This window comes from Ruminococcus sp. XPD3002, assembly GCA_900119535.1.
GTDB classification, from domain to species: domain Bacteria; phylum Bacillota; class Clostridia; order Oscillospirales; family Ruminococcaceae; genus Ruminococcus; species Ruminococcus flavefaciens_H.
In genome coordinates, this window is the sequence record FPJT01000032.1 from 1 (window position 1) to 10,209 (window position 10,209).

Annotated in this window: 10 protein-coding genes; 8 read left to right on the top strand and 2 right to left on the bottom strand. The window is 43.1% G+C overall.

Features of this window, described 5'->3' with window-relative positions:
• Positions 1–909 (bottom strand): IS30 family transposase (locus BT127_RS15970; RefSeq protein WP_075425955.1); only part of this gene is annotated, 909 nt, incomplete at its 3' end.
• A 104-nt stretch (positions 910–1,013) separates the two neighbouring features.
• Here BT127_RS15970 and BT127_RS15975 point away from each other — a divergent pair.
• From BT127_RS15975 to BT127_RS15990, 4 genes are all read left to right on the top strand, one after another.
• Complete coding sequence (locus tag BT127_RS15975) at positions 1,014–2,642, top strand: CotH kinase family protein (protein ID WP_082335084.1); 1,629 nt, start codon at positions 1,014–1,016, stop codon at positions 2,640–2,642.
• Between the two features lie 1,138 nt (positions 2,643–3,780).
• Positions 3,781–4,338, top strand: coding sequence for a DUF6329 domain-containing protein (locus tag BT127_RS15980; protein WP_075425957.1), 558 nt, complete (start codon positions 3,781–3,783; stop codon positions 4,336–4,338).
• A 200-nt stretch (positions 4,339–4,538) separates the two neighbouring features.
• Positions 4,539–5,042, top strand: a complete 504-nt coding sequence (locus tag BT127_RS15985; protein ID WP_075425958.1) for an LURP-one-related family protein — start codon at positions 4,539–4,541, stop codon at positions 5,040–5,042.
• A gap of 11 nt (positions 5,043–5,053) precedes the next feature.
• Positions 5,054–5,965 (top strand): LURP-one-related/scramblase family protein, encoded by a 912-nt coding sequence (locus BT127_RS15990; protein WP_075425959.1) that lies wholly within the window; start codon positions 5,054–5,056, stop codon positions 5,963–5,965.
• A gap of 42 nt (positions 5,966–6,007) precedes the next feature.
• On the opposite strand, the gene BT127_RS15995 is transcribed toward BT127_RS15990, so the two are convergent.
• Positions 6,008–6,670 carry a TFIIB-type zinc ribbon-containing protein gene (locus BT127_RS15995; RefSeq protein ID WP_075425960.1) on the bottom strand — a complete coding sequence of 221 codons (663 nt, stop codon included), beginning with the start codon at positions 6,668–6,670 and terminating at the stop codon, positions 6,008–6,010.
• Positions 6,671–6,876: 206 nt separating this feature from the next.
• On the opposite strand from BT127_RS15995, the gene BT127_RS16000 reads away from it, so the two are divergent.
• The 4 genes from BT127_RS16000 to BT127_RS16015 form a co-directional block, all read left to right on the top strand.
• Positions 6,877–7,857: a hypothetical protein gene (locus tag BT127_RS16000; protein WP_139275595.1), complete on the top strand. Its 981-nt coding sequence runs from the start codon at positions 6,877–6,879 to the stop codon at positions 7,855–7,857.
• A gap of 270 nt (positions 7,858–8,127) precedes the next feature.
• Positions 8,128–8,352, top strand: coding sequence for a GNAT family N-acetyltransferase (locus tag BT127_RS16005; protein ID WP_082335085.1), 225 nt, complete (start codon positions 8,128–8,130; stop codon positions 8,350–8,352).
• Positions 8,353–8,482: 130 nt separating this feature from the next.
• Positions 8,483–9,835, top strand: a complete 1,353-nt coding sequence (locus BT127_RS16010; RefSeq protein ID WP_075425962.1) for an ATP-binding protein — start codon at positions 8,483–8,485, stop codon at positions 9,833–9,835.
• Between the two features lie 100 nt (positions 9,836–9,935).
• On the top strand, positions 9,936–10,209 hold a 274-nt coding region (locus tag BT127_RS16015; RefSeq protein ID WP_075425439.1), incomplete at its 3' end, for a hypothetical protein.

The window sequence follows — 10,209 nt, forward strand, 5'->3', positions numbered from 1 at the left end:
GAGGCATATTCTAGGTCGAGCGTTTATGAAAGCCACAACGCGATCAACATCGGTCTGAGAAACTGATCTGAAATCAAATCCCTTTGGGAACCAGAAACGAAGCTGGTCATTGGTACTTTCATTCGTGCCACGCTGCCACGGAGAATGCGGATCTGCAAAGTAAACTATTGTGTCAAGCTGCTTCTCAAACTCCCGAAACTTTGCAAATTCAGCTCCGTTATCAAGGGTAATGCTTTTCGGATTCAGTTCTCCCAATGCTTTAAGTATCGCTTCCTGGACGGTATTACTATCAAAATTGCGAATAAGAACTGCGATCAGGAAACGTGATTTTCTGTCTACAAGCGTTACGAGTCCACCTTTACCACGGCCGCCGCATACCGTATCGCCTTCCCAATCACCGAAGCGCTCACGCTTTTCAATACACTCAGGACGTTCATGGATCGTGTGTTCAGGCTGAATGGTATTGAACTTGCTGCGATGAGCGTACTTTTTCTTTCCACGTCTGCGAAGATGAGACTTCGGCGTGATACCTTTGAAAAAGCCATTCCGTATTGCGCGGTAGATTGTTGCAAATGCTATACGGTTTAAGGGGTGCTCATTATTCCAGCATCTGGCTATCGCTTCTGGCGACCAGTATTTCATCAGGCACTCAACAATAAAACTGTATAATTCCGTTCCATGCTGTATCCTTGCTCTGCGTACACACGCTTTACGTCGTGCTGTTGCTTTGGAATAAGCGCCCCACGAATTATATTTACCATATTGATTACTGTTCCTCATGAGCTCTCGGCTGATAGTTGATTTACTTCGTCCAAGTATCTCTGCAATCTCGGAAATCTTTTTTCCAAGTTTTAGCATTTCCTCTAGACAAATTCGTTCCTTTAGTGTAAAATGAGTATATGGCTTCATTTTGTCCTCCGTGTTATTGGTGTTGTGGTAAACTCAATTTTACACCTTGGACAAGATGAAGTCAATTCTTTTTTTATTTGTTGCACTTCATATTATAATCTGCCATTGAGGAGTCATTCCTTGATAGAAACTACGGCAGCAATTACGGCGACCTCTACAAGCCAGATGCTATGAGCTTCGGCGGCGGACGCGGCAACGGCAAGGACTTTAGTATGGGGAATTTTATGGATAAAGAGAGCGGAGATACAGAAAGCTCCGATAAAACAAACGATAATAACACCTCATCAGAAACACCCGGCGGATTCGGCGGCGGCTTCGGTATGGGAAGCGACGATGTAAAGCTTAAATATACCGATGACGATATCGACAGCTATTCCAACATCTTCAATAATGCAAAAACTGCTGTCGATAAGGCAGATAAAAAGCGCCTTATCAGCTCACTGAAAGCTCTTTCGGAGCAGTCAGACCTTGAAAATACAGTCGATGTTGAAGAGGTCATCCGCTACTTTGTAGTCCATGATTTCCTTGTAAACGGCGACAGCTATACAGGTCAGATGATACACAACTACTATCTCTATGAGAAAAATGGGCAGTTTTCCATGATACCGTGGGACTATAATCTTGCTTATGGTTCGTTTATGGGCGGAAATGCTTCATCTTCTGTCAATTCTCCCATTGATACTCCTGTTTCAAACGGCATGAGCGACAGACCTATGATCGCTTGGATATTCGATAATGAGGAATACACCGAGCAATATCATCAGCTTTTCAGCGAGTTCCTTGACAGCGTGGATTTTGAAAAGCTTGTGGCAGATACCGCAGAGCTTATCGACAAATACGTTGAGAAAGATCCCACAAAATTCTGCACCTACGACGAGTTCAAAACAGGCGTTGAAGCTATCAGCAGGTTCTGTACTCTCCGTGCAGAAAGCGTCAGCGGACAGCTCGACGGCACTATCCCGTCTACTACAGAGGGACAAAAGGAAGACGGTTCCGCACTTATCGACACAGATGGACTGAACACCTCTGATATGGGCTCTATGGGCGGCGGAATGGGCGGATTTGGCGGACAAAAAGGCGGCTTCGGAAGAAATAGCAGCTCAAAAAAGGCAGATACATCTGATACTTCAAAGAAAACTGATAATTCCGAGATAGTACAGACCTCAAATACTTCGTCTTTCTCCGTAAAGATGCTGAGCAATATCCAGCCACTTGCAAACGAGGACAGTTCAAGCCGCAGCGGCAAACCTCAGCGTGGGAACGGCGAGAAGCCCGACTTTGGCGGTCAGCCGCCACAGGGATTCGGCGGCGATATGCCTGATGACTTCGATCCAAGCAATATGCCTGATTTCGGCGGTCAGCCCCCACAGGGCTTTGACGGCGAAATGCCCGATGACTTTGATCCGAATAATATGCCCGACGGTGCTCCGTCTTTCGGAGATACCGAAAAAACAGGTGATGAAAACGCAAACAGCTCCGAAACAGAAAAGGTCACAGAGGCTGAGGCAAGCTCCGAAAACACAGAAAAGCCTGCTCCGAATGCTGATGAAAACAGCAGTTCCGCTCCCCAAAATGAAAATAAGTCAAGAGGCGGCGAAAGACCTGATATGGGTGGATTTTCACCTATGGATGATAGCCCTCAACAGGACAACACCACGGCATATATATTGCTTGGTGTATCTATGTTCGTTCTCTTGTTTGGTTTAGGATTTGCTCTAAAATTTAGGCGATAATTTTGTATTATTTATAACCGGCAGATACTTTAATTGGGTATCTGCTGGTTTTTCATAGTTTGACGTAGAAACATCATTTTAATAAATCTATATCTATGTTAGTACTTTTCTTATTTTTACGTCCGCAGAGGTGGGTCAAATAATTTCTCATGTAGTGAAGAGTTTTTTGAAATTAATGAAGGGGTATTTTTGTAAGTCAAGACAATTAAATCCATCTTAAAGAAAATGATATGCATTCTATTCACAATAAAAGAATGCATATCATTTTTGCTTTTCTCGTAACACCCTAATCAGAGTCATACGCCCTTACAGTTTTATTGTAAAGCCCAACCGTCCGAACTATTCCAAATTCCCATGTTAAGGTGTTGCTTACGGCACACTGATAAGCGGATAGATAAGATGCACTTTCTGTTCCACGGAGTAGAGACATTGTAAAACCAAAAAGCCCCCTGTACCCAAAGTACAGGGAGCAGAGATACATATTTGTTAACTGAAAAATATTTCGGAAAATTACGTTTTCTCTTGACAAATACGATGGAATATGCTTTCTCTATGTATAGAAAAGAATAGCGCATAGGCACTTTAAAAACGGTGATACAAAAAAACCGCTTAAAATTGCGGAAAAATGAATGTCATCAATTTTGTTATGCCTAGACATGATGGCATAACAAAATTGATGACATGCCCAAAAAAGTCCGAAATATCGGGATTTTTTGCTACCCAAATCTCGAAAAATTTACTTTGATTTTCATAGATGACATTGGGCTGTTTTAGCCATGTGTAAGGATTTGAACTCTCAAAAGTGCGAATTCAGTCCCCTCCAAAGGTCGAAATACAGGCAAATCTCGATTTTGCCGCCCCAAAATAGTATACAAAGTTTCGGACTCGGTTTTAGTGGTTTTCACGAAATGTGAAAACACTGGAATCGAGTCCTTTTTTGTTTCTACGAAAACCAAGTGATAGAAAACCTATCAGCGCTTTGTGAGCCGTTTTTGACGGCATTGGTTGCAGTTCGGGAAACTACACCACCGAGAGCAGCTAAAGCCGCTGTGAACGATTTTTGAGCCTCCTGTGGCAGATACATAGAAAGCAGATCACGCCTGCTGTCTATGGAATAATTATGTCAGGAGGAAAACAGATGAACAAATTCTACATGAACGGTAAGCTGATACACAAGGCTTCCGATCACAACACCAAACGCTGTGAGGTCGAGAAATGGGTATTCCTTCCTCACTCCGACTTTGAAAGGCTGAAATCCAACCCGTATCAGGAGCATGAATCTATAACTGCCGCCAGGGACCTTATGTACGAGGACAAGAATGCCTATCACTGCATAATGCTTCTTGACGAGTACAGCGAGGACAGACTGCTCATCGAAGCGGAAGGATTTGATTATCCTCGCCTTTCCATGTTCGTACCTGATGCTAAGTCGATCTTCGAGAGGTACCAGACTTCCGAACCCGAACTGAAACTTCACGACATGATCAAGGATACTGTTGAAAAGATCGCTGAACTTGCTCACACAGACAAGACTGACTTCACATCGGCTGATATGATCGATAAGCAGAGCAAGCAGTCCGGCTGCAGTTTTCTTCCAAAAGCTTTTCATCCATTTTCCTCCTTTACGCACAAAAGCGCACCCCACGGGACGCATTTATCCCATAGAGTACGCTTCTATTTCCGTATAAAATTGTGAAAAGGGCGAAGTTATGCTGCTTGCTTGCTTAAATCGTAGCACCCGAACAAAGTCCTGTCACCCCCCTTTTTTTTTAAATGTTTTACCCTATTGCAGTGGAAAAGTCAATAGAATTTGCGTGAATAGTCATTCTTTCGGCTTGTTTTTTCACTTTTGCTATGGTATAATAAGTGTGATTCCGATGATAAGGAGCAGCGCATATGGAAAAGCCAAAGAAAAACAAACCATACATGATGTATTTGAAACAGTCGTTATTCGCTGTCAAACCGCAGTATCAGGTGTACCGCGACGGCATGAATGCGGTCTATACCATAGAAGGCGATGTGACAAGGCACCGCTTTTCGGTATGTCAGGGCGAGAATGAAGTGCTTGTACTTCACAAGAAGATCGCAAAGCTGTTTGCAGAATACACCATTGAAAAGGAAGGTCAGGAGATAGCACACATCAAAAAGGGTCTTTTCCGCAGTCTGTCGGGAAATGTCTATGGCAAAAGTCTTGAGATACGAGTCGCCTATGAGTCCTACAACTTTGACATTCTGGTGGACGGTCACAAGCTTTGCCGTATCGAGCAAGAAAACGCCAGCTTCCGCGACCGCTATGAGATGATGATATTTGACAGCACGTTAGAAGAAGTTGCTGTGGCGCTTGCGGTGATATGCGACCATGTTTCCGACAAGGCGGACAGCACAAGATATAGTGATTGAAAGGAGTTTTTATGGGATTTTTTGATTTTTCCGGCGGCGGAAATATGGGCTTCGGCAGCGTGAAGAACGTGCAGGACTTCACAAATGAACAGCTTTTTGAGAAGCTGTCGGCGATCAAGGTCAGCTTTGGTACGCCGATCCTGGGCGATATTTTCGGTACGCAGTCGGTCATGTATAAGAACATCACACCGTACTATGACATTTTCGTTCGGGTACATAAGGACAAGATCATCATGGGCAAGATCGGCACGGACGGGACAAACAGCGTGGGAACAGCGATGCAAATGGAATCCGAAGTGCTGTTGGGCAGCAAGGACGAGGAAAGCTCCTATGCAGACAGAGCCGTGGACGAGCTTCTGGAGGTCATCAAAAGGCTGGAAAACGGCGAATCTATTACGATCACAGACGAAGCGATGCCTGCCAATACAGCAACAGGCGAACCGATCTCGCTGTACATGGAGCAAAAGCTGTTCTCCCTCAAACCGAGATTTGACGTGTTCGATCAGGAGAAAAACGTGGTGTTCCATGTGGAAGGCGATATTACCAGCCACAGCTTCACCATTCAGCAGGACGGCAGAGAGGTTTTGAAGCTGAAAAGGAAAATTGCGAAGATCATGGACGAATATGTCCTTATCAGAAACGACGAGACAGTTGCCGAACTGAAAAAGAAATTCCGCATCATTAACCCCGAAGTCAGCGGAACTGTAAACGGAGCTGAACTTCGTATCGCAGGCGACATGATGGGCATTGATTATGACATAGAGATCGGCGGCAGAACAGTTGCCCACGTCGATCAGGACAAGGCACACTGGTCGGACTGCTACCGCATCAGCATCAAGGACGAGGACGTGCAGGATATTGTGATCGCACTTGCGGTCATCTGCGACCATGTTTCCGACAAGGATTCCACATGGCGGCATTAAAATGAAAAGAGGTCAGGACAAAGCGTTCTGACCTCTGTTTTGTTATAGCAGTTTGATCTTATCGGAGCAATGCTCTCTTGCGTAAAGGCAGATCAGCGCTGCCACAGCACCTTGCAGGCGGTATTTCGTACCGACACCGGGGATATACTGTGCATCCTGGTTATTCACCTTCCAGCGGGGATAACCGCCGTTGGGATCGAGCCGCAGTGCATCCACATCGCTGTGAAGTACGGAATTCTGCCTTTTCCCCTCCATGAAGATACTGCGTCTGTCTGTCATTACAAAAAAGCATTTTCCTCTTGAAATCAGACCGTCATCACCGTAAACGATGATATGCTCGTCCGAATCCATGAGGTCAGCGATCTTCGGCATGATCTTGTCGATCCTGTTCTGGTTGATGCCCTCACTTGCCACATCTTCATCATTGATAAGGGCGGTTCGGATATACTTCGCCACGCTGTCAGCGGTTTTCAGACTGTTCAGGCAGTAGCGGAACGAATCCAGACAAGTCACAACATTCTCATGTTTTTTCAAAGCCTTGATGTCCCAAAGGATATCGAACATCTTTGTATCAAGCAGAGCGCCGTTGCCGTCGTCTTTGATCTCAACATCTATATGCGTATCGCAGAAAGGACACACCATACATTTATTTGAAACAGATAATTCCATTTCGCCGCCGCAGGATGGGCATTTTCGGTTTTCCATCGCAGTATTCTCCTTGTATATTACGCTGTATCATTGCATTTCAAACAGCGATTACGTTTATTATACCATATCTTCTCCTCATATGCAAGATGCAGTTCTTGTTTTTAAGTTTCATTTCAACCTTTTTTTCCACCTTAATCTTGAACTTTTGTCATATCTATGATATAATATTAAAAATCACTGATTACGACAAAGGAGCATCAGATATGGTCGCGCTCATAGAAAAAATCAGAACATTAATGAAACGATCAGGAGATCGTACAGAACTAACGATAGACATCTTGTGTCTTTTGGCTTCCTACGGACTGATATTCATACTGCCGAAAAAGATGAATATTCTTTTCTGGATCATTTTGGGCCTTTCGGCTTTTCTCTTCTGTATCGGCTTTTTCCGTATGGGAACTGTCATAGACAGATGCAAGGCGAAGAAAGTGAAGAACATCTCTGGCATTTTGCTGATACTGTCCGGTATCGTACTGAACTGTTCCGGTGTAATTGCGATATGGAAAACGCAGGGCATTGAACGTGGAATATGTATCGCAACATTGCTCCTGATCGAAGCTATCGTCATGTATTCGGCTGCCGCAAGCCGTGCATTCACACTCCGCTTTCAGTGGATCATATCTTTGATTTTCCGGATTGCCGCAGTTCCTATGGCAATCGGAGGCATCGCAGCCATTGTTCATTCGATCATTGCCTCTTTTTCCGGCACAAATATCGCGATCGGAGTACTTCTCCTTGTCGAAAGCATCGTGTTCTGGGCGATCGGCGGCGGCAACGATCCATTCAATCAATCCTTTTCGCCGATCAGAGCTGTACCAAATATGAATAAAACTGTTCGGGAACTCTGCGATGCGCTTGCAGACACAGAAACTCAGCTCGGCTTCCCCTGGATCGGCAAGGTAAACACGTCACAAGAAGAAACGATCATCTACGGTCCCACTGAGGAAAATGTTTTCGTATACGGTCATTACCATTCGGGCAGATTTTACATTGTATCCGGTGATGATATTTCCCTCTTAGATGCAGAGCAAGCCGATGCACACCGTATTGCTGAGATACCTGACAGCAAAGGAAGATGCATGGATACTGAATTGCTTCCAGAAGCATATTCCAATATGATAACAAGGTATCTGGAAAGCGGGAAGGTCATATGGAGCATTAAACTCAACAAGCGTAAAGAGTGAATAGAGTACTTGGTCAGGATATGATCCAAATAAAATCGTTTTTCAAATCAAAACAGTGCCATTCTCCAACAGTAGAGAGTGGCACTGCTTTTTTATAGCAAAATCGTCTGTTTATCGCACTTTTTGATTGTTCGTAAGGTGTTCTGGCAGGATCTCTGGTCCATTTCAGTTTATTTATCATTGTTTTTCTTCTTACTGATTTTCAATCAATACATTCAACAACGGGAGCAGCTATCATAGAGTTGCTCCCGTTGTTAAGTAACTAATACGATCCCTGCATGCCGCAGACAAGGCTGTGCCGGAGAGCTGATCGAGCGTTATATTGAAATTGCAAAAGAGCAAGGACGAATGGGAGTCGTGCTGACCTGCAAGAACAGGCTAATCCAATATTATGAGAAATTCGGCTTTGTCAATGAAGGTCTGACCGCAAAATCAACTCACGGCGGTGCAGAATGGTATCAGATGAGGCTGTCTTTGCTTGAGAAATATGCTTGATACCAATGTTAAAATCTCGATTTGTGTAAGATTTTCCAAAACAAAATTCTTGTTTTATGTAGATTTCACCATGTTTTTTTCTTGATTTGTGTTATACTAATTAAAAAATACGCAGATCGGAGCTGAGTGTATGAAACGAAAAATGTACGATTATCTTGTAGAATGGAAAAAGCGTACCAATGGAGCAAGCGCTTTGCTGGTACAAGGTGCAAGACGTGTAGGCAAAAGCTATATCGTTGAAGAATTCGCAAAAGCCGAGTATAAAAGCTATATTCTGATTGACTTCAACAAGGCTGATGAGGCTGTCAAAGATATCTTCCTGCACGACCTTGATAATATGGATATTCTTTTTCAGAAGCTCTCAACTTTATATAATAAAAAGCTTTATCCTCGTGAATCGCTAATCATCTTTGATGAAGTCCAGTTATTCCCGAGAGCAAGAAGTGCTATCAAGTATCTTGTAGAAGACGGAAGATATGATTATATTGAAACGGGTTTTCTTATTTCAATCAGGAAAAATGTTGAGGGTATTCTCATTCCTTCTGAAGAGGATACCGTTAATATGTATCCAATGGATTTTGAGGAATTCCTTTGGGCGCTTGACAATGATACAATGTATCCCTTGATTGTTGAATGTTTTAATAATAGAAAGCCTTTAGGTCAGGCTTTGCACAGAAAAGCCATGGATCTGTTCCGGCTATATCTTATTGTCGGCGGTATGCCTCAGGCTGTAAAGACTTATGCAGATACCAAAGATTTTGACAGCGTTGATACTGTAAAGCGCCGTATACTGAAATTGTATCGTGAGGACATCAGAAAACACGCCATTGGCTATGAAATGAAAGTTGAAGCAATATTTGACGAGATACCTTCTCAGCTTCAGAATCAGAATCAGCATTTCAAACTATCGTCTCTTGAAAAAGGTGCTCGATTTGATAATTACAGAGATGCGATGTTCTGGCTTTCTGACGCTATGATCGTAAATAACTGCTACAACTCCACTGAGCCAAATATTGGACTGAATCTAAATCGTGACCGCACACTTCTTAAATGCTATATGGGCGACACAGGATTGCTTATCAGTCATTGTTTTGATGAGAAGGGAATCGTCAGCGAAGAGATTTATAAGAAACTTCTTTTGGGCAAACTTGAAGTTGATCTTGGAATGATAATGGAAAACATTGTTGCTCAAATGTTTACAGCAAGCGGTCATAAGCTGTTTTTCTATGCAAATTCATCTCGCAACGATGCAGAAGCAAGGATGGAAATTGATTTTCTTATCGCCAAAAGTAAGATCAGCAATCGTCACAATATTTCTCCGATCGAAGTGAAATCCGGAAAGAATTATACACTTTCATCTTTGAAAAAATTCATACGCAGATATAACCAACAGCTTCATACTCCCTATGTCCTTCACACCAGTGATCTTAAAGTCGAAGATGACATAGTTTATCTTCCTCTTTATATGACTTCATTATTATAAAACTAAAACGCCCTCCGCGCTTTTTGAACCGAACCATAAAAAACGTACAATGACAAAAAGAGCCTCCTATGGTATAATAGAAACCATAGGAGGTTTTGTTATGGCAAGAAGTTACAGACATATACAGCAGTATGAGAAAGAAATAAGTGAACTGAAAGAAAAAGGGTTAACGCAAAATGATATAGCTCAGCGTTTAGGCTTCACGAAAGAACAAGTGAAAGGATTTATCAAGCGGCAACATAAGAAAGAACGCAAGATAGCAGCAGGAATAGCTTTGAGGAAGAAAGGACGCCCACCTAAGGACAGCAAGTATTCCAAGACCGATAAGGTCAACGAGCTCAAATACATAATTGCTCGTAAAGACGCAAAGATCA

What these genes read in the sequence shown, in the direction of transcription:
- BT127_RS15980 (WP_075425957.1), top strand. Translation starts at nt 3,781, where the DNA reads ATGAACAAATTCTACATGAACGGTAAGCTGATACACAAGGCTTCCGAT.
- BT127_RS15985 (WP_075425958.1), top strand. Translation starts at nt 4,539, where the DNA reads ATGGAAAAGCCAAAGAAAAACAAACCATACATGATGTATTTGAAACAG.
- BT127_RS15990 (WP_075425959.1), top strand. Translation starts at nt 5,054, where the DNA reads ATGGGATTTTTTGATTTTTCCGGCGGCGGAAATATGGGCTTCGGCAGC.
- BT127_RS15995 (WP_075425960.1), bottom strand. Translation starts at nt 6,670, where the DNA reads ATGGAAAACCGAAAATGCCCATCCTGCGGCGGCGAAATGGAATTATCT.
- BT127_RS16000 (WP_139275595.1), top strand. Translation starts at nt 6,877, where the DNA reads ATGGTCGCGCTCATAGAAAAAATCAGAACATTAATGAAACGATCAGGA.
- BT127_RS16010 (WP_075425962.1), top strand. Translation starts at nt 8,483, where the DNA reads ATGAAACGAAAAATGTACGATTATCTTGTAGAATGGAAAAAGCGTACC.